The sequence below is a fragment of the Streptomyces sp. VTCC 41912 genome, from assembly GCF_045799175.1.
GTDB classification, from domain to species: Bacteria; Actinomycetota; Actinomycetes; order Streptomycetales; family Streptomycetaceae; genus Streptomyces; species Streptomyces albulus_C.
Window position 1 is genome coordinate 232282 of record NZ_JBJMAB010000011.1, and the last position, 21652, is coordinate 253933.

The 21652-nt window shown below is 74.9% G+C and carries 19 protein-coding genes and 1 riboswitch; of the genes, 11 read left to right on the forward strand and 8 right to left on the reverse strand.

What is annotated here, in order from left to right:
- Positions 1-330 precede the first annotated feature (330 nt).
- The 4 genes from ACJ6WD_RS18900 to ACJ6WD_RS18915 all read left to right on the forward strand — a co-directional run bounded on the left by ACJ6WD_RS18900 (position 331) and on the right by ACJ6WD_RS18915 (position 5996).
- Entirely contained in the window at positions 331-891 is a 561-nt protein-coding gene (locus ACJ6WD_RS18900; protein ID WP_331248566.1) for a carbonic anhydrase, read from the forward strand.
- A 256-nt stretch (positions 892-1147) separates the two neighbouring features.
- Positions 1148-2173 carry a MoxR family ATPase gene (locus ACJ6WD_RS18905; RefSeq protein ID WP_233661297.1) on the forward strand — a complete coding sequence of 342 codons (1026 nt, stop codon included), beginning with the start codon at positions 1148-1150 and terminating at the stop codon, positions 2171-2173.
- Positions 2173-3579 (forward strand): DUF58 domain-containing protein, encoded by a 1407-nt coding sequence (locus ACJ6WD_RS18910; protein ID WP_233661298.1) that lies wholly within the window; start codon positions 2173-2175, stop codon positions 3577-3579. Before ACJ6WD_RS18905 ends, ACJ6WD_RS18910 begins: the two co-directional genes overlap by 1 nt.
- Positions 3576-5996: a transglutaminaseTgpA domain-containing protein gene (locus tag ACJ6WD_RS18915; RefSeq protein ID WP_407616212.1), complete on the forward strand. Its 2421-nt coding sequence runs from the start codon at positions 3576-3578 to the stop codon at positions 5994-5996. Before ACJ6WD_RS18910 ends, ACJ6WD_RS18915 begins: the two co-directional genes overlap by 4 nt.
- A 449-nt stretch (positions 5997-6445) precedes the next feature.
- Here the strand turns inward: ACJ6WD_RS18915 and ACJ6WD_RS18920 are convergent, their stop codons facing one another.
- The 3 genes from ACJ6WD_RS18920 to ACJ6WD_RS18930 all read right to left on the reverse strand — a co-directional run bounded on the left by ACJ6WD_RS18920 (position 6446) and on the right by ACJ6WD_RS18930 (position 8574).
- Positions 6446-6847 carry a DUF3040 domain-containing protein gene (locus ACJ6WD_RS18920; RefSeq protein WP_016577010.1) on the reverse strand — a complete coding sequence of 134 codons (402 nt, stop codon included), beginning with the start codon at positions 6845-6847 and terminating at the stop codon, positions 6446-6448.
- A 346-nt stretch (positions 6848-7193) separates the two neighbouring features.
- Positions 7194-7949, reverse strand: a complete 756-nt coding sequence (locus tag ACJ6WD_RS18925; RefSeq protein ID WP_020929490.1) for a methyltransferase — start codon at positions 7947-7949, stop codon at positions 7194-7196.
- 106 nt (positions 7950-8055) lie between these two features.
- Positions 8056-8574, reverse strand: coding sequence for an SAV_6107 family HEPN domain-containing protein (locus ACJ6WD_RS18930; RefSeq protein WP_331248570.1), 519 nt, complete (start codon positions 8572-8574; stop codon positions 8056-8058).
- Between the two features lie 233 nt (positions 8575-8807).
- Here ACJ6WD_RS18930 and ACJ6WD_RS18935 point away from each other — a divergent pair, with 233 nt between their 5' ends.
- The 5 genes from ACJ6WD_RS18935 to ACJ6WD_RS18955 all read left to right on the forward strand — a co-directional run bounded on the left by ACJ6WD_RS18935 (position 8808) and on the right by ACJ6WD_RS18955 (position 15038).
- On the forward strand, positions 8808-9602 hold the full coding sequence (locus ACJ6WD_RS18935) for an ATP-binding cassette domain-containing protein (protein WP_407616213.1): 795 nt from the start codon (positions 8808-8810) through the stop codon (positions 9600-9602).
- Complete coding sequence (locus tag ACJ6WD_RS18940) at positions 9574-11781, forward strand: YhgE/Pip domain-containing protein (RefSeq protein ID WP_331248571.1); 2208 nt, start codon at positions 9574-9576, stop codon at positions 11779-11781. Before ACJ6WD_RS18935 ends, ACJ6WD_RS18940 begins: the two co-directional genes overlap by 29 nt.
- A 35-nt stretch (positions 11782-11816) precedes the next feature.
- Positions 11817-12431, forward strand: a complete 615-nt coding sequence (locus ACJ6WD_RS18945; RefSeq protein WP_016574537.1) for a TetR/AcrR family transcriptional regulator — start codon at positions 11817-11819, stop codon at positions 12429-12431.
- A 366-nt stretch (positions 12432-12797) separates the two neighbouring features.
- Positions 12798-13415 (forward strand): DUF4126 domain-containing protein, encoded by a 618-nt coding sequence (locus ACJ6WD_RS18950; RefSeq protein ID WP_233661303.1) that lies wholly within the window; start codon positions 12798-12800, stop codon positions 13413-13415.
- 99 nt (positions 13416-13514) lie between these two features.
- The gene (locus tag ACJ6WD_RS18955; RefSeq protein ID WP_407616214.1) at positions 13515-15038 is read left to right on the forward strand and encodes a phytoene desaturase family protein; all 1524 of its coding nucleotides are present in this window, start codon (positions 13515-13517) and stop codon (positions 15036-15038) included.
- Between the two features lie 153 nt (positions 15039-15191).
- On the opposite strand, the gene ACJ6WD_RS18960 is transcribed toward ACJ6WD_RS18955, so the two are convergent.
- The 5 genes from ACJ6WD_RS18960 to ACJ6WD_RS18980 all read right to left on the reverse strand — a co-directional run bounded on the left by ACJ6WD_RS18960 (position 15192) and on the right by ACJ6WD_RS18980 (position 19900).
- Complete coding sequence (locus ACJ6WD_RS18960) at positions 15192-16328, reverse strand: hypothetical protein (RefSeq protein ID WP_407616215.1); 1137 nt, start codon at positions 16326-16328, stop codon at positions 15192-15194.
- A 36-nt stretch (positions 16329-16364) separates the two neighbouring features.
- On the reverse strand, positions 16365-17282 hold the full coding sequence (gene metF, locus ACJ6WD_RS18965) for a methylenetetrahydrofolate reductase [NAD(P)H] (protein WP_233661306.1): 918 nt from the start codon (positions 17280-17282) through the stop codon (positions 16365-16367).
- A gap of 132 nt (positions 17283-17414) precedes the next feature.
- Positions 17415-18065 carry a thiamine phosphate synthase gene (thiE, locus tag ACJ6WD_RS18970; RefSeq protein ID WP_233661307.1) on the reverse strand — a complete coding sequence of 217 codons (651 nt, stop codon included), beginning with the start codon at positions 18063-18065 and terminating at the stop codon, positions 17415-17417.
- Positions 18066-18173: 108 nt separating this feature from the next.
- Positions 18174-18539 (reverse strand): Rv2175c family DNA-binding protein, encoded by a 366-nt coding sequence (locus ACJ6WD_RS18975; RefSeq protein WP_016575220.1) that lies wholly within the window; start codon positions 18537-18539, stop codon positions 18174-18176.
- 101 nt (positions 18540-18640) lie between these two features.
- Positions 18641-19900, reverse strand: coding sequence for an NAD(P)/FAD-dependent oxidoreductase (locus ACJ6WD_RS18980; protein WP_233661308.1), 1260 nt, complete (start codon positions 19898-19900; stop codon positions 18641-18643).
- A 143-nt stretch (positions 19901-20043) separates the two neighbouring features.
- Positions 20044-20156, forward strand: a riboswitch (TPP riboswitch).
- Between ACJ6WD_RS18980 and thiO the strand changes: the two genes are divergently transcribed.
- Positions 20154-21386, forward strand: coding sequence for a glycine oxidase ThiO (gene thiO / locus ACJ6WD_RS18985; RefSeq protein ID WP_376555527.1), 1233 nt, complete (start codon positions 20154-20156; stop codon positions 21384-21386). It overlaps the preceding riboswitch by 3 nt.
- Before the next feature lie 65 nt (positions 21387-21451).
- Positions 21452-21652 carry a sulfur carrier protein ThiS gene (gene thiS / locus ACJ6WD_RS18990; RefSeq protein ID WP_016579213.1) on the forward strand — a complete coding sequence of 67 codons (201 nt, stop codon included), beginning with the start codon at positions 21452-21454 and terminating at the stop codon, positions 21650-21652.

Sequence of the window (21652 nt, forward strand, 5' to 3'; positions counted from 1 at the left end):
GCTCTGAAGGGGAAGTGGCCCTCCGGCGACGGGGAAGTGACGTCGGATGACCGGTGGAGCGGGAGGAGGCCGAACCGTACGTACGGTCACGCACACGAGGGATCCGGGATCCAAGGAGAGCGTCACGCCTCCCACTTCGCGCCACTTTAGTCCACCTGCCGCCCCGGTCAATCAACCGGTTCCGCGCGTCCCCCGCACGGTGCGCCCGGAGGATTCCTGGGGGTTTGTCCGCGGCACCCGCCCTGTGGAGTGCCTCACAAGACGTGAGGTTGCCCCCTACGCCGGATTTCCGGAGGAGCCGATCACGCCGTGAACGATTACCGTGAAGCCATGCCCATACCTGCGTCGCAGCCGCTGCCCTCGTCCGCCGACAGCGCCTCCCCCGCCCCCGACGGCACCGTCACCGACCGTCTCGTCGAGGCGAACGAGCGGTACGCCGACGCCTTCACGGACCCCGGGATGGACGCCCGCCCCGTCCTCCAGGTCGCGGTCGTGGCCTGCATGGACGCCCGGCTCGACCTGCACGCCGCGCTGGGCCTGGAGCTCGGCGACTGCCACACCATCCGCAACGCCGGTGGCGTGGTGACCGACGACATCATCCGCTCGCTGACGATCAGCCAGCGCGCGCTCGGCACCCGGTCCGTCGTGCTCATCCACCACACCGGCTGCGGCCTGCTCAGCCTGACCGAGGACTTCCGGCACGAGCTGGCGGCCGAGGTCGGCCAGCGGCCCACCTGGGCGGTCGAGGCGTTCAAGGACCTCGACGAGGACGTCCGCCAGTCCATGCAGCGGGTACGCACCTCACCCTTCCTGCTGCACACCGACGACGTCCGCGGCTTCGTGTTCGACGTGACGACCGGCCTGCTGCGCGAGATCGATCCACAGGGCTGACCTGCGGCGGGATCCGTCGCACCCGGCGAAGGATCCCGCCCGCCACGCCCCCTCGGCGCCCGTTTCGACCGACATGCCCGGTTGGCTGGGACCGGACGGTGTGAGTTATCCACAGGCCATGACGCGAGGCCGCGCGGGCGGCAAGAATGCGTAGGTGACGTTCCGTCCGGCAGCGACCGGACGGAATGCGCACACGGGGAGGGCCGGGTCCGTCAAGGGGGCGTCGGCCACCCGGGGAGGGGCCGAGGAGGGCCGAGTGACGACGTATGACGAACGAGCGAGCCTTGCCGATCTGACCACCACCGCCGGGCGGGTGCACCGGTCAGTGGAGGGCGTGATCGAGGGCAAGCCGGAGGTCGTACGGCTCGCGCTGACGGTCCTGCTGGCAGAGGGGCACCTGCTCATCGAGGACGTGCCCGGCGTCGGCAAGACGATGCTGGCCAAGGCGCTGGCCCGGTCGATCGACTGCTCGGTGCGCCGCATCCAGTTCACCCCCGACCTGCTGCCGTCCGACATCACCGGCGTCAGCATCTACGACCAGCAGCGGCAGGACTTCGAGTTCAAGCCCGGCGCGATCTTCGCCCAGATCGTGATCGGCGACGAGATCAACCGCGCCTCCCCCAAGACCCAGTCGGCACTCCTGGAGTCCATGGAGGAGCGCCAGGTCACCATGGACGGGCAGACGTACCACCTGCCCAGCCCCTTCATGGTCGTCGCGACGCAGAACCCGGTCGAGATGGAGGGCACCTACCCGCTCCCGGAGGCGCAGCGGGACCGCTTCATGGCCCGGGTCTCGATCGGCTACCCCAGCGCGGCGGCCGAGTTGCGGATGCTCGACGTGCACGGCGGGGCCTCCCCCTTGGACGAGCTGCGCCCGGTGGCGCACGCCCACGAGATCGTGAAGCTGGCCGAGGCGGTGCGCACCGTGCACGTCGCCGAGCCCGTACGGCGGTACGCCGTCGACCTCGTGGCGGCCACCCGGAGCCACCCCGATCTGCGGCTCGGCGCCTCGCCCCGGGCCACCCTGCACCTGCTGCGCGCCGCCAAGGCCGCCGCGGCCATGGCCGGGCGGGAGTTCGCGCTCCCGGACGACGTGCAGTCGCTGGCGGTGGCGGTGCTCGCACACCGTCTGCTGCCCACCGCCCAGGCGCAGTTGAACCGCCGCACCGCCGAGCAGGTGGTGCTGGAGATCGTGCGCCGCACCCCGGTCCCCGACCCCTCCGCCCCGCAATGGCGACAAGCCGAGCGCGGCCAGCAGCCGCCCCACGCACGGGGGTTGTGATGTCCGGCGGGGGGAGCACCGGGGCACCGGCGCCGGGCGGGCTGCGCGCCGCCTTCGGGGGGCTGACCACCCGCGGCCGGTCCTTCCTGGCAGCCGGCGTGGCCGCCGCGGCCTGCGCGTACCTCCTGGGGCAGGCGGACCTGCTGCGCGTCGGACTGCTGCTGGCGGCGCTGCCGCTGGTGTGCGTCCTGGTGCTGCACCGCACCCGCTACCGCGTCGCGGGCAGCCGCACGCTGGCCCCGGCGCGGGTGCCGGCGGCGGCCGAGGCCCGGGTCGGCCTCCGCGTGGAGAACGTCGCCCGGTTGTCGACCGGCGTGCTGATGCTCCAGGACCGCGTGCCGTACGTGCTCGGACCCCGGCCCCGCTTCGTCCTGGACCGGGTCGAGCCGGGCGGGCACCGCGAGGTGTCCTACCGCGTCCGCTCCGACCTGCGCGGCCGCTATCCGCTGGGGCCGCTCCAGCTGCGCCTGTCCGACCCGTTCGGGATGTGCGAGCTGACGCGTTCCTTCAGCACGTCCGACACCCTGACGGTGGTGCCCCGGGTCGAGCCGCTGCCCCCGGTCCGGCTGGCCGGCGAGGCCGCGGGGTACGGCGACGGGCGCCACCGCTCGCTCGCCCTCGCCGGCGAGGACGACGTCATCCCCCGCGGCTACCGGCACGGCGACGACCTGCGCCGGGTCCACTGGCGCTCCACCGCGCGCCACGGCGAGCTGATGGTCCGCCGCGAGGAGCAGCCGGAGAAGGCCCGCTGCACGATCCTGCTCGACACCCGCGCCGCCGCCCACCACGGTTCCGGGCCGGACTCGGCCTTCGAATGGGCGGTGGCCGGCGCCGCCTCGGTCGCGCTGCACCTGCTGGAGCGGGGCTTCTCGGTGCGGCTGCTGACCGACACCGGCAGTGCGGTGCCCGGCCCGGAGGGCGGCGGCTTCACCGGCGGCGGCGAGTCCGGCGACTCCGGCGGACTGCTGCTGGAGACCCTCGCCGTCGTGGAGCACTCCGCCGAGGAGGACCTCTCCGCCGCGTACGACGTGCTGCGCGGCGGCACGGAGGGGCTGTTGATCGCCTTCTTCGGCGAGCTGGACGAGGAACAGGCCGCACTCGCCGGCCGGATCTGCCGCGGCAGCGCCGCCGCGGTCGCCTTCGTCATGGACGGCGACGCCTGGACGAGGACACCCGGCGGGTTCCGCTTCTCGTCCGGCGCCGCCCCGGTCGACGACCGGCTGCGGATGCTGCGGGAGGCGGGCTGGACGGCGCTGCCGGTGAGGCCCGGTGACGCGCTGGCCGACCTGTGGCGGGCGGCGGACCGGGCGGGCGCCGCACCGGCCGGGGCGGCCGCGGGAGCGGAGCGGGGCGACCAGCGGGGCGACCAGCGCGGCGCTCCCGAGCGAAGCGGGACGGGCGCATGAGCGGGCGGGCTCGGCTGGCGCTGTGCGCGATGGCGGCGACGCTCTGCGCCGGATGCGCGCTGCTGCCCCTCGTGGACCCGGTCACCTGGCTCTTCCAGGCCGCCCTGCTGCTGGCGCTGGTGACGGGGGTGGGCGCACTGGGCCGGCGGCTGCCCCTGGCCCGGCCGCTGACCGTCGGCGCGCAGGCCCTGGCAGCCGTCCTGCTGCTGACCGCGGTGTTCGCCCGCGACCACGCGGTGGCCGGACTGCTGCCCGGCCCGGACGCCGTCGCCGCCCTGGCCGACCTGGTGCGCAGCGGCGTCGGCGATGTCGGCCGGTACGCCATCCCGGCGCCGGTGACGCCCGGCATCCGGCTGCTTTTGGTGTCCGGGGTGCTGCTGATCGGCCTGGTCGTGGACGCGCTGGCGGTCACCTACCGCAGCGCCGCGCCCGCCGGGCTGCCGCTGCTCGCGCTGTACTCGGTGGCCGCGGGGCTGTCCCAGAGCGGCGCGGGCTGGCTGTGGTTCGTCGTGGGGGCCGCCGGTTACCTGCTGCTCCTGCTCGCCGAGGGGCGCGACCGGCTGTCCCAGTGGGGCCGGGTGTTCGGCGGGCCGGTCACCGGCCGCCCGGGAGCGGCCCGTCGCGACGGACTGCCGCTGCCCCGGGGCCGCCGGATCGGCGCGCTGGCCCTGGGCCTCGCGCTGCTGGTGCCCGCCGTGCTGCCGTCCCTCGGCAGCGGCCTGCTCGGGCCGACCACCGCCGGTGCCGGCCCCGGAGCCGGCGGCGGCACCATCTCCGCGGTGAACCCGCTGGTCTCACTCCAGGACAGCCTGAACCAACCGGAGGACCGCGAGGTCCTCAACTACCGCACGACCGCGACCGACACCCGCGAGATGTACCTGCGGATCGTCGCGCTGGACCAGTTCGACGGCACGGCCTGGAAGCCCTCCGAGCGCACGGTCACCGACGTCCCGACCGAGTTGCCACGACCGCCCGGCCTCAGCTCCGACGTCTCCGTCACCCGGGTCAACACCTCCCTGTCGACCGCCCAGTGGTACGCCCAGAACTGGCTGCCGCTGCCCTATCCGGCGGCCAGGGTGGACCTCCCCGGCCGCTGGCGGTTCGAGCCCGAGGGCCGCACCCTGGTCGGCGACCGCGGGCAGAACACCCACGGTCTCCAGTACCAGGTCGAGAGCCTCCAGGTGCGCCCCACCGCCCACCAACTGGCCTCGGCCCCGCCGCCGCCCGCCGCGCTCCGGCGCGAGTACACCCGCGTCCCGGAGTCCCTCCCCCCGATCGTGGGCACCACCGCACGTCAGGTCACCCGGGGTGCCGGCACCGCGTACGACAAGGCGGTCAAGCTCCAGGACTGGTTCGCGCTCTACGGCGGCTTCAGCTACAACACCGAGGTCCGGGCGGGCAGCGGCACCGAGGCGATAGCCCGCTTCCTCAAGGACAAGGAGGGCTTCTGCGTCCACTTCTCCTTCACCATGGCGGCGATGGCCCGCACCCTGGGGATTCCCGCCCGGGTCGCGGTCGGCTTCACCCCGGGCACCCGGCAGCCCGACGGCACGACGTCGGTGTCCCTGAAGGACGCGCACGCCTGGCCGGAGCTGTACTTCCAGGGCATCGGCTGGACCCGCTTCGAGCCGACCCCGAGCCGCGGCAGCGTTCCGGACTACGCCTACCCGGACGCCTCGCGGACCCCCGCCCCCGGCCGTCCGGAGCACGCGCCGGCGCCGTCCGCGGTGCCCCCGACCGGACCGTCCGCGCCTCCCACCTGCGGCCCCGGGGAGCGGCGCACCGGTGCCGGCCCGGACTGCGCGGCCACGCCCTCTGCGCCGACCGCCGGCCCCCCGGGCGGCGGCCCCGCGATCGGGCCGCTCGCACTCCTCGCGCTGGCCGCGCTGCTGATCGTGGCGCTGCCCGCGGTGCCACTGGTGTGGCGGGCCCGGGCCCGTACCCGGCGGTTGGCGGGCCCACCGGGCGGTGACGCCGCGGCAAGCGCCCTCGCCGCCTGGCAGGAGCTGCTGGACACCGGCTGGGACTTCGGCATCCTCCCGGACGAGTCGCTGACGCCGCGCACGGCGGCGGCCCGGATCGTTCGCATCGGGGAACTGCCCCCCGACGCCGCGGCGGCCGCCCAGCGGGTCGCCACGGCGGTCGAGCAGGTCCTGTACGCCCCCCAGCCGGTCCCCACCGCCGGCCTCGCCGCGGACGTGCGGCTGGTGCACGTCGGCCTGCGGGACGGCGCACCGCGGGCGCTGCGGATCCGGGCCCGGCTCGCCCCGCGCTCGGCGGCCCGCCTGCGCTGGTGCTGGATGGCCCGTTGGTCGGCCCTGCGGCGGCGCTGCCGGAGCAGTCGACCGGCGACCGCGGCCCAACGCGCGGCGAGGACCCTGCGAACGGCGGGGTGGCGGCGCGACGAGCGGGCGTAGTCCCGGGCGTAAGTCCAGCGCGCCGCCCTCTGCCGCGGGCCGGCTCCGCGTACGTGGGGCGGGACCGGTGGGACTGGTCCGGACGCCCCCGTGGGGACGCGTGCCCGGCACGCCCGGAAGATCAGCGCCGGCGGCCCCGTCGCGGCACACCTCGCGGGCGCGCTCACGGGGGCCCCGGGCACGCTGACGGGGCCCCGGGTGCAGCGCGGAGACGGACAAGCGCCCGTGCGGCGCCTGGGACGCCGCAGGCAGCACGGGAGAACGGAGCCGGAGGCAGCTGGCGAGAGCGAGGGCGGAGAGGAAAAAGCTCTGGCCCCCGAAACCTCGGGGGCCAGAGCACGGAAGGGGACGGAAGGGGTCGCACGGGCGAACCGCGCGAGATTGGCCGGATCCGAACCGGAACGCCGGGCCGGAGCGGATCCGCCTCCGGTCGGCTCAGGGAGCGCCGGTCAGTGGCCCTGCTGCTCGTCTCGGCGACGCTGCCAGCGGTCCTCGATGCGGTCCATCATCGAACGGCGCGACCTCGCCTGGCGGCGCGCCTGCGGCCCGCTGGGGGCCGTCCCGCGCTCACCCGGCTTGGGGGCCTTGCGCCAGCCGGTGACGGCCAGCACGGCACAGCCGAGCATGACGAGGAAGCCGACGACGCTGACCCACCAGATCTGCTGCGCGACCATGCCGGCCATGAGCAGGCCGATACCCACCAGGAAGCCCGCGACCGCTTGGTAAACCCGTCGCCGGGTGTACGTACGCAGCCCGCTTCCCTCAAGCGCTGTCGCGAACTTGGGATCTTCGGCGTACAGCGCTCGCTCCATTTGCTCGAGCATGCGCTGCTCGTGCTCCGAGAGCGGCACGGAGTCCTCCTACTCGTCGGTCGCGGGGGGCGACCGGGTGCGACCCTTTCAGGATAGGCAGGGATTCGCCCCCGTGAAACCCGCCCCTCTACGCCAATTCACCGTCCGCACCGCCGCGGCGGTGCGGTGGTGATGCTGGCTGCATTCCCCACCCACCAGCCCGTCATGCCGGAGCGTCGTACCCCGATCATACGGGGCGAAGCGGCTGTTCGGGTGGCCTGTGGTCGACCGCACCCGCTCCCCGCGGGCGTCGCCGGGCCCCGCCGGCGGCCGCCGGCTCCCCGGCGGGCGCGCCGCGCGGGCGCCGTACACGGTCCCGGCGGGGGCGCGGCCGCGCCCGGCGCGGTCAGTCGCGCTCGGCCAGGACGTGCAATTGGGTGGCGACGGAGTGGAACGCCGGCTGCTCGGCCGCGGCGGCCTCCAGCTTCAGCAGGGCGTCCATCGCGCCGGGCTCGGTGTCGACCAGGACGCCGGGGACCAGGTCGGCGAAGACCCGTACGCCGTGCACCGCGCCGACCTGGAGGCCGGTGGCGGTGACCAGGTCGGTGAGCTGGTCGGCGGTGAACCGGCGGGGCACCGGGTCGCCCTCGCCCCACCGGCCGGCGGGGTCGGTGAGGGCGCGGCGGGCCTCGGTGAAGTGGCCCGCCAGGGCGCGGGCGAGGACCGCCCCGCCCAGCCCGGCGGCGAGCAGGCTGAGGGTGCCGGCCGGGCGCAGCGCGCCGACGGCGTTGCGCAGGCCCTCGGCGGGGTCGTCCACGTACTCCAGCACGCCGTGGCAGAGCACCGCGTCGTAGCCACCGCGCTCGATGACCTGGAACAGGCCGTGGGCGTCGCCCTGGACCCCGCGGATGCGGTCGGCGACCCCGGCCTCGGCCGCCCGGCGCTCCAGGGCGAAGAGGGCGTTGGGGCTGGGGTCGACGACGGTGACGCGGTGGCCGAGGCGGGCCACCGGGACGGCGAAGTTGCCGCTGCCGCCGCCGGTGTCGAGGACGTCCAGGGCGTCCCGCCCGGCGGCCTTGACCCGGCGCTCCAGGGCGTCCTTGAGGACGTCCCAGACCACGGCGGTACGAAGGGAGGCGCGCGGGCGCAGCGGGTCAGACACGGTGGGTGGCTCCTCGGCGGGGCATGGACGTCCAGTCGTTCACCACCCTATTCCGTAAACGGGCGGGTGCCGCGTCCGGCCCGCGCGCCGCCGCAGGTCGGGCCCGTCAGCCGGCCCGCCCCCAGCTGGCGTCGGGCGTCCCGCCGGCCCGCTGCGGGGGCAGCACCGGTGGGAGCCGGAGCATCCGCTCCACGAGGCGGAGGAACATCCCGGCGTCCCGCAGGAGGTCGTCGGCGTCGCGCTGGCCGGCCGCGCCCGCTATGCCGGCCTCGGCCCTGGCCCGGCGGTCGGCGCCGGCCGCGAACAGGGCGCTCCACTCGGCGAGTTCGGGAGCGACCTCGGGCAGCACCTCCCAGGCGCTGCGGATAGTCTTCCGACGGCGTGCGGTGGGCTCCGGTCGGCCGCGCACGGCGAGGACCGCGGCCGCGGCACGCAGGGCGGCCAGGTGGGCGGTGGCGAACCGGTCGTTGGGGGATTCCAGGGTCTCGGCCTCGTCGAGGCCGAGCTGGGCCTTGGTGAGCAGGTCGAGGGCGGCGGGCGGCGCGGCCGCCCGGCGCAGGACGGGGTGGACATCGCTCGGGGGACCGTACGCAGCCGAGCTGCCCGCGACGGGACGAGCTGCCATGACGAACCTCCTGTCGTCGCCCGCTGGTTGAGGGCCGGCGGGCCGATGCGGACCGTATGCACCCATCGTGCGGCACACCACTGACAATCGCCCCTGACCTGCGGTTCCAGCAGAAAACGGACAGCGGATCGACAGTTCCGGAACGGGTTTTCGCGGATTTCCGGCGAACCCCTTGCGGAGGGCGGGGCGGGCTCCCTACTTTGAACTGACCAGTCAGTGCAAGGGAGGGGATCGTGGACAGCACCCCGCACGGGGCGGCGGTCACGGCCGCGGGATTCGGGGTCAAGGGCCCCCGCGGTTGGGCGTTCCGGGACGTCGACATCACCGCCGGACCCGGCGCCCTGATCGCCGTGCAGGGCCCGTCGGGGTCCGGCCGCACCTGCCTGCTGCTGGCGCTCACCGGGCGGATGAAGCCCGCGGCGGGCACCGCAGAGGTCGGCGGGTTGCCGCTGCCCCGGCACATGGCCGCGGTCCGGTCCCGCACCGCCCTCGCGCACGTACCGGGCGTCGCCGAACTCGACCCGGCCCTGACCGTCGGCGAGCACCTGCGGCAACGCGCCCTGCTCCAGGGCCGGTTCGGCGCCTCGCTCGGTGCGCTGCTGCGACCCCGGCGGGAGCGCCGGGCACAAGCCCGCGCCCTGGTGGACGACGCGCTGACCGCCGCCGGACTGGACGTGGCGACGCTGCCCAAGGGCGACCGCACCGCGGTGCGCGACCTGGAGCGGCTGGAGGCGCTGCGGCTGTCCGTGGCGCTGGCGCTGATCGGCGGTCCCGGGCTGCTGGCCGTGGACGACACCGACCTGAAACTGTCCGACCCGGAGCGCACCGCGGCCTGGGCGCTGTTGCGCGCCCTCGCCACCGCCGGCACCACCGTGCTCGCGGTGTGCAGCGAGCCGCCGGCGGACCCCTCGGGCGTGGTGCTGGTGCGCACCGGCCGCCCCGCACCGCACGCTGCCGACGCCCCCGAGGACGGCGGGCACGACGAGGAGGGAACGGCCGATGCGCTCGCCGAGGCTGGCCGCGCTTGAGCTGAAGCGGTTCGGGCGGGGGAAGCTGCCGCGCGCCGCGCTGGCCGCGCTCCTGCTGCTGCCGCTCCTGTACGGCGCGCTGTACCTGTGGTCCTTCTGGGACCCCTACGGCCGGTTGGACCGGATCCCGGTCGCGCTGGTCAACGACGACCAGGGGGCCGACGTCGGCGGACAGCGCATCGCGGCGGGCGACGGGATCGTCGCCGGGCTGCGCGACAGCCACACCTTCGACTGGCACCAGGTCGACTCCCAGGAGGCCGGCCGGGGCGTCGAGGACGGCACGTACTACCTCTCGCTGTCCATTCCGCGGGACTTCAGCCGACGGATCGCGTCCAGCTCCGGGGCGCACCCGGAGACCGGCGCCCTGACGGTGCGCACCAACGACGCCAACAACTACATCGTCGGGCAGATCTCCCGGACCGTCTTCTCCGAGGTGCGCGCGGCGGCCACGGCCAAGGCGTCGCGGACCTTCCTGGACAAGATCTTCGTGTCGTTCTCGACCCTGCACGGCAAGACCCAGGAGGCAGCCGACGGCGCGGAGCGGCTCCAGGACGGCATCGGGCAGGCCAAGGACGGCGCCGGCAAACTGGCCGACGGCCTGGGCACCGCCAAGAACGGGAGCGCCAAGCTGGTCGGCGGCCTGGGCGACCTCGACGCCGGCGCGGACCGCCTGCACCAGGGCAGCGCCGACCTCGCCAAGGGAGCCGGCACCGCCGCCACCGGGGCCCGCCAACTGGCCGACGGTTCCGGCCAGGTGGCGCAGGGCACCCAGCAGCTCGCCGACACCGTCAACGGCGTCGTCGACCAGGTGGGGCCGTTCGTGCGGGCGCACGGCAAGGAGATCGGCGAGGCCGCACGGCTGGTCGCCGACGGCGCCCAGGCGGTGCGCGACCACCTGGACAAGCTGCCCGGCGCTGCCGACACCGGCGCCCGGCTCTCCCGCGGGCTCGCCGACCACCTGGACACGTACTACCGGCTGCGCTGCGGCAGCGACCGCACCGCGGGCACCGACTGCGCCGAACTGAAGCGGATCACCCAGCAGGCGGACGCCGCCGCGGACACCGCCGAGGAGGTCAGCGGCTACGTCCACGACCAGAAGAACCTCGACCAGCTCGGCCGGGACCTGGACACCCTGCACGCGCTGGCCTCCGAACTCGCCGCCCACGGGCCAACCCTCGGGGCCGACATGGACGCGGCGGTCCAAAAGATCGACGACCTCAACGACGGCGCCCACAAGGTGTCCGCGGGCGCCCGCAAACTTGCCGCGGGCAACGCCCAGTTGGCGTCCGGCGCGGACCGGCTCAACGACGGGGCGCGGCAGCTGCACGACGGCACCGGCCGCGCCGCCTCCGGGATGACCGACCTGGACGCCGGCGTCGGCCGCCTCAAGGACGGCGCGCAGACCCTGGACGGCGGGATGTTCAAGCTCTCCGACGGCTCGGCGCAGCTGGCCGGCGGGCTGCGCGACGGGGTGCGGCAGATCCCCGACTACGGCAAGAAGGACCGCGACGCGCGCACCCTGGTGATGTCCGATCCGGTGCAGCTCGCGTCCGGTGCCGCCCACAAGGCGCCCAACTACGGCACCGGGTTCGCCCCGTACTTCATCCCGCTGTCCCTGTGGGTCGGCGCGATGGTGGCCTACATGCTGATCCCGCCGCTCAACCGGAGGGCGCTGGCGATGGGCGCGTCCTCCTGGCGGGTGGCGCTGTCCGGATGGCTGCCGGTGTTCGGCATCGGGGTGCTGCAGACCGCCGCGCTGATGTCCGTGCTGCACTTCGCGCTCGGGCTCCAGATGGCCCGGGCGGCCGGCACGGTCGGCTTCCTGGTCCTGGTCACCGCCTGCTTCTCGGCGATCGTGCAGTGGCTGAACGCGAAGTTCGGGCCGGCCGGCCGGATCCTCGTCCTGGCCCTGCTGATGCTCCAGCTGACGTCGGCCGGCGGCACCTACCCGGTGCAGACCAGCCCGGGCTTTTTCGGGGCCATCCATCCCTACCTGCCGATGAGCTACATCGTGGAGGGGCTGCGCCGGCTCATCACCGGCGGCGACCTGGCTCCCGTGTGGCAGGGCGGCGCGGTGCTGCTGGCGTTCACCCTCGGGGCGCTGGCGCTGACCTCCCTGGCGGCGCGCGGTCGCCAGGTGGTGCGGATGAAGGACCTCCACCCGGAGCTCAGCCTGTGAGCGCGCGCACAGCCGCGACCGGCACAATCACCCCTATGGACAGCTCCCACACACGCCGCGACGCGACCCGGCGCAAGCTCTTCGAGGCCGCGGTCACGCTCATCGCCGAACAGGGCTTCTCCTCCACCACGGTGGACGAGATCGCCGAACGGGCGGGGGTCGCGAAGGGCACCGTGTACTACAACTTCGCGAGCAAGAACGTCCTCTTCGAGGAGCTGCTGCGGCACGGCATCGAGTTGCTGGCGTCGTCCCTCCAGACGGCCGCCGACGAGGTCACCGACCGGGGCGGCACCCGGGTCGACGCGCTGGACGCGATGATCCGGGCCGGCCTGGACTTCATCGCCCGCTACCCGGCCCTCACCCAGCTGTACGTGGCCGAGCTGTGGCGCACCAACCGGGCCTGGCAGTCCACGCTCATGGTGGTCCGGGAGCGGGCCATCACCGTGGTGGAGAACGTGCTGCGGGAGGCCGTCGCCGGCGGCGAGCTGAGCGAGGAGATCGACATCCCGCTGACCGCCTCGGCGCTGTTCGGGATGGTCCTGGTGGCCGCGCTGGACTGGCAGTCCTACCAGCCGGACCGGTCGATCGACGACGTGCACGCGGCCCTGTCGCGGCTCCTACAGGGACGGGTCACCGGCCGCCCCGCCTGAAAGGGAGCGGCGGTCCGTGCCGTCCTCGGGGCGGACCCTGCGGCCGACGGAAAGACTGCGGCCCCAAAGAGACATGAGCGCTGCCCTGGCACAGATCGTTCCCCCGAACCGATCCGACCAGGGCAGCGCCGCCCCCCGTACTCCCCCGTCGTTCCCCCGTTCCGTCCGGGGAGCCGCACCGTTCCGCCGCCCCGTGTCGGCGGTGCGGCGCTGCTTCCCGTCCGTGGCCCCCACTCTTCCGTCCGGGCGGATCCCGGCCCATCCGCGCACCTACTCATCTCGGCGTCTGAGTACGGATACTCAAAGCTGAGCACTCCGCCCCATCGGGCGGGCGGTGGGCCCCGCGGACCGCCTACGATCGGCGGGGTGTCCGTACTTCCCCTGGTCTTCACCAGCGGCTGGGCGAGCGGGATCAACGCCTACGCCGTCGTCCTGCTCCTCGGCCTGCTCGGTGCGACCGGTGTCTCCGACGAGGTGCCCGCCGCCCTGGAGCGGCCCGACGTGCTGATCGTCGCCGGGCTGCTCTTCGTGGCCGAGGCGATCGCCGACAAGGTCCCGTACGTGGACTCCGTGTGGGACGCCGTGCACACCGTGGTCCGGCCGATCGCCGGCGGCGTGGTGGCGGCGCTGCTGGCCGGGCACGACGGTTCGCTGCCCCAGTTGGCCGCCGGTGCCGTGGGCGGCTCCACGGCGCTGCTGAGCCACCTGGTCAAGGCGGGCACCCGGATCGCGGTCAACACCTCGCCCGAGCCGGCCAGCAACATCCTGCTGAGCCTGGTGGAGGACCTGGGCGTCGCCGGGCTCGTCGCGTTCGCGCTGTTCCACCCGTGGATCGCGGCGGGCATCGCGGCGGTGCTGCTCATCGCGGGGATCGCCACGGTGGTCTTCCTGTGGTCGCGGATCCGCCGGTACCTGCGGCGACGGCGGGAGCGGCGCGCGGAGGAGCGGCTCGCGGCGGCCGGCGGCGCGCCACCGCTCGGCTGATTCCGGCCGCTCGGCTGATCCCGGCCGCCCGGCGGGACGGGTGCGGGCGGGCACCGGCCGTCGGCGGCGCTGTCAGTGCCGCCGGATACAGTCGCAGGCATGGCAGGAATTGCGGTGATCGGCGCCGGGATGGGCGCGATGGCGGCCGCCGCCCGGCTGGCCGTGGCGGGCCACCGGGTGACGGTGTTCGAGCGCGGGGCGACGTACGGCGGAGCGCTGGGCCGGTTCGAGCGGGACGGCTTCGCCTTCGACACCGGCCCCGGCCTCCTGCACCTCCCGGCGGTCTACCGCGACCTGTTCGTCAAGACCGGCCGCGAGCCGCTGGAGCGCTGCGTCGAGCTGACCCAGGTCGATCCCGCCAGCCGGCACGTCTTCCCCGACGGCAGCTCCGCGACACTGCCGAACGCCTCGCGGGCCGGTGTCCTGACCGCCCTGGACGAGGCGCTGGGCGCGGGCGCCGGCGAGCGCTGGAGCGCCCTGCTGGTGCGCGCCCGCGAGGCGTGGGACGCCACCCGCCGGCCGCTGCTGGAGGAGCCGCTGTGGACCGACTGGCGGGTGCTGGGGCGCGACCCGTACCCGGCGGTGCGCCGGCGCGGCCTGTTCGGACGGGGCGGCGGCAAGGGCCCGACCACCGCCACCCTCGCCGAGGTCGCCCGCCGCGAGCTGACCGACCCCCGGCTCGTCGCCCTGTTGGAGAGCCACGCCCTGGCGTACGGCTTCGACCCGCGCACCGCCCCGGCGAGCGCGACCGTGCTGCCCTACATGGAGCAGACCTTCGGCAGTTGGTACGTGACCGGCGGCATGCGCGCGCTGGCCGACGCGCTGTACGCGCGCTGCCGGGCCCGGAAGGTGGAGTTCGCCTTCGGCGCCGAGGTGACCGGGATCCTGGCGAAGGACGGGCGGACCGCGGGCGTGGAGCTGGCCGACGGCCGCGTCGCCGACGCGGAGTTCGTGGTCGCGGGCATCGACCCGGTCCGGTTGCCGGAGCTCTGCGCCGCTCGCGAGCCCTGGAGCGAGGAGGACGTCCGCCCCGCCCCGGGCCCGGGCGACCGGGCCGCCGCGCGGCTGACGGTCTGTCTGGCCCTGCGCGGCCCCCGCCCGGCGGACGCGGTGCACCGCACGGTGGTCCACGCCGCGGACCGCACCGCGGAGCTCACCGGCGTCTTCGGCGACGGGCACGGCCTGCGGACGCCGTGCGCGCGCCCGACCGTGACGGTTCTGCGCCCCGACGATCCCGCGACGCGCCCCGACGACGACCACGAGGCGGTGACCCTCACCGCCTCCGTCGCCCCGCACGGTCCGGTCGACCGGCTGGACGGCGAGGCCCTGGAGCAGGACGCGGACCGGCTGGTGGCGAGCGCCGAGGCGGCCGTGCCCGGCCTGCGGGAGCGGGTGTTGTGGCGGAAGGTGCTGCCGCCCACCGACGGCGGGCCGGTGCCGGGGCCGGCGCTCGCCGGCCAGGAGGGGCGCTTCCTGCGGCCCGGCAACCGCACGCGGATACCGGGGCTGTACGTCGTCGGCGGCTGGTCCCATCCGGGCGGCGGGCTGGCGCACGCCGGGATGTCCGGGGCGATCGTCGCCGGTCTGATCGTGAACGGCGACGACTGGCACGGCTCGGAGTGAGCGTGCGGGGCGGACGGGACGGGGGCGGGTGAGCGCCGGCCGGTCCTGGCCGCCCCGCCGGTGCCGGAGCGGCCGCCTCCGAAATGGTGGTCCAACTCCTCCCGGGGCGGCGACAGTTGGCGTCCCGCCCGGCTCACGGCCGGGCGCCGCCACTCAGTAGGGGTACCGCTGCTCGTCGTACCCCGGCTGGTGCGGGGGCGGGTAGGCCGGCTGCTCCGCCGGATGGCCGGTGTCGCGCTGCTGCGGCACCCAGACGCCGTCGGGCAGGGTCTGCGGCGGGTGGTACTCCTGCCCGTAGCCCTGCCCTTGGTCCTGTCCGTAGTGCTGCCCGTAGCCCTGCCCTTGGTCCTGCCCGTAGTGCTGCCCGGGGTCCTGCCCGTAGCCCTGTCCGGGGTCCTGCCCGTAGTGCGGTGCGGGCTGTCCGCCGAGGTCGTCGTAGTGCTGCCCGGCCTGGTAGGGCGCCCGGCCGAACGGATCCGGCTCCTCGTACGGGTCGTGGTGTGCGGCGTACTGCTGGGTGCCGATGTACGGGTCGGAATAGGGCGCCTGCCCGCCCTGGTAGGCGCCCTCGTCGTAGGCGGGGTAGGGGTCGGCGTAGCCGCCCTGGCCGGCCGTCGGACCGTACCCGTCGCCGTACCCCTGGTCGTGGCCGTCGCCGTCCGGGGTGATGTTGCCGAAGACGTCGTACGAGGCGGGGGCGACCGTCGGGTCGGGGCGGGCGTCGAAGCTGTAGACGCCGTAGGCCCCGGTCTCGTCCGGCAGCGGCTGCGGGGCGTAGACGGTGGGGGCGTCCGCCTGCGCGTAGGCGAAGAAGTCCTGGTGGGCGGGCGGTTCGCCGGGGCCGGGCGGGTCCGGCACCGGCTGGTAGGGGTCCGGGTTCCCGGGGCCGTCGGCGCCGTGGCCGACCGGAGCGGCCTCCCCGGCGGCGTCGGCGGCCACCGGGGCGGTCTCCTCGGCCAGTTGGGAGACCTGGAGGTTCGGCCCGTCGGCGGGGCCGCGGGAGGAGCGGGCGCGGCGCCGGCGCTTCGGCTTGGGCCGCCCGCCGATCGTCCAGCCCTCCGTGAACCCGCGGCGTACGGAGAGCGTCACGTAGGTCTGCCCGAGCGCGAAGGCGATGGCCCCCAGGGCGATCACGATGACCGACGGGATGGCCACGCCGGCCACGACGCCGAGGAAGCCGCCCAGGGCCAACGCCCGCCAGCGCAGCGGCGCCTTGTTCTGGAACAGCACCTCGCCGAGCAGCCACAGGGCGACCAGGGCGAACGCGATGTAGAGGATCGTCCAGCCCATATGCGCCCCTCTTCCGCCGGATGCCGGCCGCCGTGGTCAGGGCCGCTGGTGCAGCCCCAGGTTCTCGTAGATTTCCAGGGTCGCCGTGGAGTGGTTCAGGGTGATGAAGTGCAACCCGGGCACGTCCTCGGCCATCAAGCGCGCGCACAGGTCCGTCGCGTACTCGATGCCAATGGAGCGTACCGCCGCCGGGTCGTCCTTGACCGCGAGGATGCGCGCAGCGAGCTCGGGCGGGAAGGCGGCGTTGCTGAGCTGCGCGAAGCGCTCGATCTGACGCACGTTGGTGACCGGCATGATCTCCGGAATGATCGGCGTCGAGCAACCCGCGGCGTGCACCCGGTCCCGCAGCCGGAAGTAGTCCTCCGGGTAGAAGAACATCTGCGTGATCGCGAAGTCGGCGCCGGCGCGGCACTTGTCGACGAAGTGCCGGACGTCGGTGTCCCAGTCCGTGGAGCGCGGGTGCATCTCGGGGAAGGCGGCCACGCCGACGCAGAAGTCGCCGGACTCCTTGATCAGCTGGACCAGCTCGGCGGCGAAGCCGATGCCCTCGGGGTGCCGGATCCAGTCGCCCATGGGGTCGCCCGGCGGGTCGCCGCGCAGCGCGAGCATGTTGCGGATCCCGGCGTCGGCGTACTGGCCGATGATGTTGCGCAGCTCGGCGGTGGAGTGGTTGACCGCGGTCAGGTGGGCGACCGGGGTGAGGGTGGTGTCGGTGGCGATCCGCTCGGTGGCACGGACCGTGCCGTCGCGGGAGGTGCCACCGGCCCCGTAGGTCACGGAGACGAAGGTCGGGGCGACGGCCTCGATGCGGCGGATGGCGTTCCACAACGTCCGCTCGCCCTTCTCCGTCTTCGGGGCGGCGAACTCGAACGAGAAGGATCGCTTGCCGGAAGCAAGCAGGTCGCGCACCGTGCGTGCGCGATCAGTCCTGGTGGAAGCTGTACCTAGGGCCATACGGGCAGGTTAACCACAGGTCGGACGGACACCAACCGGCATCGACGTAATGCCTGGTTGGTGCGGTTGCTGTCCACCAGGTGGACATCCCGTGGCCATCCGGTGCTCTCCGGCCGGCGCCGGCCGGCCGCGTCAGGCGGAATAGCTCCGGACCCGCTTGGCCAGCTCGGCGGCGGCCGCACCCGGGTCGTCGGCCTCGGTGATCGCGCGGACCACCACCACCCGACGGGCGCCGGCCGCCAGCACCTCGTCGAGGTTGCCGGCGTCGATCCCGCCGATGGCGAACCAGGGGCGCTCGGGGTTCCGCGCGGCGGTGTAGCGGACCAGGTCCAGGCCGGGGGCGTGCCGGCCGGGCTTGGTCGGGGTCGGCCAGCAGGGGCCGGTGCAGAAGTAGTCCACGCCGGGCTCGGTGAGGGCGGCGTCCACCTCGGCCTCGGCGTGCGTGGAGCGGCCGATCAGCGGCTCCGGGCCGAGCAGGGCGCGGGCGGCGGGGACCGGCAGGTCGCCCTGGCCGAGGTGGAGCACCCCGGCGCCCGCGGCGTGGGCGACGTCCGCGCGGTCGTTGACCGCGAGCAGCGTGCCGTGCCGTCGGCAGGCGTCCGCGAAGACCTCCAGGTGGCGCAGCTCCGCGCCGGCCTCCATGCCCTTGTCGCGCAGCTGCACGATGTCCACGCCCGAGGAGAGCACCGCGTCCAGGAACTGCGGGAGGTCGCCCTGCCGGGTGCGCGCGTCGGTGCACAGGTAGAGCCGGGCGTCGGACAGGGCCTGTCGAACGGTGGTCATCGGGCGGCTTCCCCCTCGTCGGCGGCGTACGGACCGGCCGGAACCGGTCCGTACGCCGCGTGGATGCGGTTGCGGATGTGGGTGCGGTTGCTGCGGGACGCGGCTGCGTCAGACGGCCAGGGCCTGGGCCCGGCGCTTGACCTCCGTGCCGCGATTCTCGCGCAGCGCCTGCGCCGGGGTACCGGGCAGGGTGTCATCGGCGGTGAAGAGCCACTCCAGCATCTCCTCGTCGGCGAAGCCGTCGTCCCGCAGGAGCGTCAGCGTCCCGACGAGTCCCTTGACGACCTTGCCGTCCTGGATGAATTCGGCGGGTACCTGGAGCACGCGGTTCTCCCCGCGGCGCACCGCGATCAGCTGGCCCTCCTTCACCAGCTGCCGCACGCGGGTCACCTCGACGTCGAGTTCTTCGGCGATGTCGGGGAGGGTGAGCCAGGCGGGAACGAGTCCATCGATCTTTGCGTCAATCTCGGTCACAGGACAAGCCTGCCACCTCCCACTGACAGCCGGTACCCGGGCATCGCCGCCGGGCAACGCGTGTCCCCCGCCGGGTGGGCGGCAAGGGGCCGCGCAGCGGGTCAGCGGACCGCCGACTTGAGCGGAACGGCGGCGTCCGCCGCCCGCTCCCGGTCGAGCAGGGCGCCCCGCTCGATGAGCCGGCGCCCCTGGGCCAGATCCCGCGGGCGCCCCACGGCCAGCAGCGCGACCAGCCGTCCCGCTCCGCCGGCGCCGTCGCCGCGGAGCCAGAGGACCGACCAGGCGGCGCCGGTGGGATCACCGCGCCAGACCAGCTCGTCGGCGTCCCCGTGGTGGCCGGCGTACTGCACGAACCGGCCGAACTGCTCGGACCAGAAGTAAGGCACCGGGTCGTAGACCACGCCCTCGGCGGCGCCGCGGGCGATGTTCTCGGCCACCGTGCGGGGCCCCTGGAGGGCGTTGTCCCAGTGGTGGACCAGCAGCCGGGTGCCGTAACGGGCCGACGGGAAGGAGGCGCAGTCGCCGACCGCGTAGACGTCGGGAACGGAGGTGCGCAGCCGCTCGTCGGCCTGCACCGAGCCGTCCGCGGGCGAGAGGGCGACGCCGGAACCGGCCAGCCAGCCGGTGGCGGGCCGGGCGCCGATGCCGACGACGACGGCGTCGGCGGGCAGTGCGGTGCCGTCGGCGAGGGTCACCGCGCCGGGCGCGACGGAGTCGACCCGCACCCCGGTGCGCAGGTCGGCCCCGGCGTCCGCGTACCAGCCGGTCATGTGCCCGGCGACCTCGGCGGGCAGGGCGCCGGCCAGCGGATGGTCGGCGGCCTCGACGACGGTGACCTCGCAGCCCGCCTCGCGGGCGGCGGTGGCGAACTCCGCACCGATCCAGCCGGCCCCCACCACCACGATCCGGTGCTGGGCGGCGAGCACCGGGCGCAGCCGCTCGGCGTCGTCCAGGGTGCGCAGCAGGTGCACGTCGGGGCGGCCCTCGCTGCCGGGCAGCCGGATCGGTTCGGCGCCGGTCGCCAGGACCGCGTAGTCGTAGCGGACCGGGCCCCGGTCGGTCTCGACGAGGTGCTCCTCGGGGCGCAGCGCGGTGACCCGGCGGCCGAGGTGGAGGTCGATGCCGAGACTGGCGAAGTCGATGTCGAACGCGGAGCCGTCGGCCTTGCCGAGCAGCACCGCCTTGGACAGCGGGGGCCGGTCGTAGGGCTGGTGCGGCTCGTCGCCGAGGAGCGCGATCGCTCCTCGCCAGCCTTGTTCGCGCAGGGCCACGGCGGTCTGCACACCTGCCATCCCGGCGCCGACGATCACCACGCGCGGCGTGCGGTCAGGGTCCTGGGGAGACTTGCTCTGCTCGCTCACCCGCTCACTCTAGGACGGCACCCGACGCGGCCCGCAGCAGCGCGCAAGGAGATCTCTGACACAGCGTCACGCCCCGTGACGGCCGGGCCCGGCCCCCGGGCGCTCCCTTACGACGCGTCGCGACCCGTATTAGGGTGGCGGACGCACGCACTCGCGGGAGCCCGGACGGACCGGGCTGAGAGGGAGGCTGGCCGGCCTCCGACCGTACGAACCTGATCCGGGTCATGCCGGCGAAGGGAGGGGCTGGACGCCCATGCATCCATCCACCACACCAACGGACCCGTCGCGGCCCGCGGACCGGCACCCCGACGTGCTGGTCGTCGGCGGCGGCATCATCGGGCTGGTGACCGCCTGGCGGGCGGCCGGCCGCGGGCTGCGGGTCGCGCTGGCGGACCCCGCGCCCGGCGGCGGCGCGGCGTTCGTCGCGGGCGGCATGCTGGCCGCGGTCACCGAGCTCCACTACGGCGAGGAGACCCTGCTGGGCCTCAACCTGGCCTCGGCACAGCGGTATCCGCGCTTCGCGGAAGAGCTGGAGGAGGCCAGCGGGCAGCGGATCGGCTACCGCCGGTGCGGCACCCTGGCCGTCGCGCTGGACGCCGACGACCGCGCCCACCTGAGGGAGTTGCACGCCCTCCAGGTCCGCTCGGGCCTGGACTCGCAGTGGCTGACCGGGCGCGAGTGCCGGCGCCTGGAGCCGATGCTCGCCCCGGGGGTGCGCGGCGGCCTCCGGGTGGACGGTGACCACCAGGTCGATCCGCGGCGGCTGGCGGGCGCCCTGCTGGCCGCGTGCGAACGGGCCGGGGTGGTCTTCCACCGGACGGCGGCGGAGCGCCTGACGACCGCCCGGGGGCGCGCCACGGGCGCCGAACTCGCCGACGGGACGCGGCTGGCGGCCGGTCAGGTCGTGCTGGCCGGGGGCAGTCGCAGCGGGCTGCTGGCGGGCGTCCCGGAGGCCGTGCGGCCGCCGGTGCGGCCCGTCAAGGGGCAAGTGCTGCGGCTGCGGCTACCGGACCGGCTCCCGGGCGGCCAGGCGTTCCTCTCCCGCACCGTGCGCGCCGTGGTCCGCGGCAACCCGCTCTACCTGGTGCCCCGGGAGAGCGGCGAACTGGTCCTCGGCGCCACCAGCGAGGAGTTGGGCTGGGACACCACGGTGACCGCGGGCGGCGTCTACGAGCTGCTGCGGGACGCCCACGAACTCCTCCCGGGCCTCACCGAACTGCCGCTGGTCGAGAGCCTCGCCGGGCTGCGTCCCGGCTCCCCCGACAACGCACCGCTGCTCGGCCCGACCGGGCTGCCCGGTCTTCACCTGGCCACCGGCCACTTCCGCAACGGCGTACTGCTGACGCCGGTCACCGGTGACGTGCTGGCCGAGGTGCTGGCCACCGGAACCGTCCCGGAAGAGGCCCGCCCCTTCTCCCCTACGCGCTTCTCCCCCGCCACCCTGGGGGCCGAGCGCGTCCGTGCCCTTGAGGAGCAGCCCGTATGAGCGCCCCCGGTACGCCCGGTACTCCTGCCGGCCCCGTCGCCCCCGATGCCCCCGCCGGCCCCACGGTGTCCGTCTCCGTCAACGGGGAGGCCCGCCGGATCCCGGCCGGGCTGACCCTGGACCGGCTGGTCGCCACGCTGTCCCGCGCGTCGGCCGGGGTGGCCGCCGCGGTCAACGAGACCGTCGTGCCGCGCACCCAGTGGTCCACCACCGCGCTCGGCGACGGCGACCGCGTCGAAGTGCTCACCGCCGTGCAGGGAGGCTGA

Excerpts from the sequence above, each read along its gene's own strand:
- ACJ6WD_RS18945 (WP_016574537.1), top strand. The coding sequence starts at position 11,817 with ATGGACAGCTCCCACACACGCCGCGACGCGACCCGGCGCAAGCTCTTC.
- ACJ6WD_RS18910 (WP_233661298.1), top strand. The coding sequence starts at position 2,173 with ATGTCCGGCGGGGGGAGCACCGGGGCACCGGCGCCGGGCGGGCTGCGC.
- thiO (WP_376555527.1), top strand. The coding sequence starts at position 20,154 with ATGCATCCATCCACCACACCAACGGACCCGTCGCGGCCCGCGGACCGG.
- metF (WP_233661306.1), bottom strand. The coding sequence starts at position 17,282 with ATGGCCCTAGGTACAGCTTCCACCAGGACTGATCGCGCACGCACGGTG.
- ACJ6WD_RS18915 (WP_407616212.1), top strand. The coding sequence starts at position 3,576 with ATGAGCGGGCGGGCTCGGCTGGCGCTGTGCGCGATGGCGGCGACGCTC.
- ACJ6WD_RS18960 (WP_407616215.1), bottom strand. The coding sequence starts at position 16,328 with ATGGGCTGGACGATCCTCTACATCGCGTTCGCCCTGGTCGCCCTGTGG.
- ACJ6WD_RS18900 (WP_331248566.1), top strand. The coding sequence starts at position 331 with ATGCCCATACCTGCGTCGCAGCCGCTGCCCTCGTCCGCCGACAGCGCC.
- thiE (WP_233661307.1), bottom strand. The coding sequence starts at position 18,065 with ATGACCACCGTTCGACAGGCCCTGTCCGACGCCCGGCTCTACCTGTGC.
- ACJ6WD_RS18955 (WP_407616214.1), top strand. The coding sequence starts at position 13,515 with ATGGCAGGAATTGCGGTGATCGGCGCCGGGATGGGCGCGATGGCGGCC.
- ACJ6WD_RS18940 (WP_331248571.1), top strand. The coding sequence starts at position 9,574 with ATGCGCTCGCCGAGGCTGGCCGCGCTTGAGCTGAAGCGGTTCGGGCGG.
- ACJ6WD_RS18930 (WP_331248570.1), bottom strand. The coding sequence starts at position 8,574 with ATGGCAGCTCGTCCCGTCGCGGGCAGCTCGGCTGCGTACGGTCCCCCG.